The organism is Pedococcus sp. P1_H8, assembly GCF_056405175.1.
On the sequence record NZ_JBFUCP010000212.1, the window covers coordinates 1 to 465 of the forward strand.

1 protein-coding gene is annotated in these 465 nt (G+C 68.8%); it reads left to right on the forward strand.

Annotation, left to right across the window (positions count from 1 at the left end):
- Positions 1-208: 208 nt before the first annotated feature.
- The coding region (locus AC1DYG_RS19640) for a helix-turn-helix domain-containing protein (RefSeq protein WP_477641530.1) at positions 209-465 on the forward strand (257 nt) is incomplete at its 3' end.

Genomic DNA, 465 nt, shown 5'->3' on the forward strand with positions numbered 1-465 from the left:
GCCCCGGCCGCCGCCGTCATCGAGCGAACGGACCCGCCGTTCGCCCGGCGTCGCCGGACCCGTGGGGTGCGGACCCGGCGCCTCGAGATGACCATCTCGGCCGCCCCTCGCTGTACCTGACACCAGCGTAGGAGCCGCCCGCGGCCCGCGCCGCTAATTCTGCAAACCATAGGTTGCCAAGCCTTCGAACCCCTCGTAGCCTGGTGAAATGGCCAAGACCTTCGTGGGAGCGCGACTGAGACAGCTGCGCGCCGAACGTGGGATGAGCCAGGCCGCGCTCGCCCAGACCCTGGAGATCTCGGCGAGCTACCTGAACCAGATCGAGCACGACGTGCGCCCGCTGACGGTGCCGGTGCTGCTGCGCATCACCGAGGTGTTCGGCGTCGACACCAGCTTCTTCTCCTCACAGGACGACACCCGCCTTATCGCCGAGCTGCGGGAGGTCGCGCTCGACCAGGAGATGGG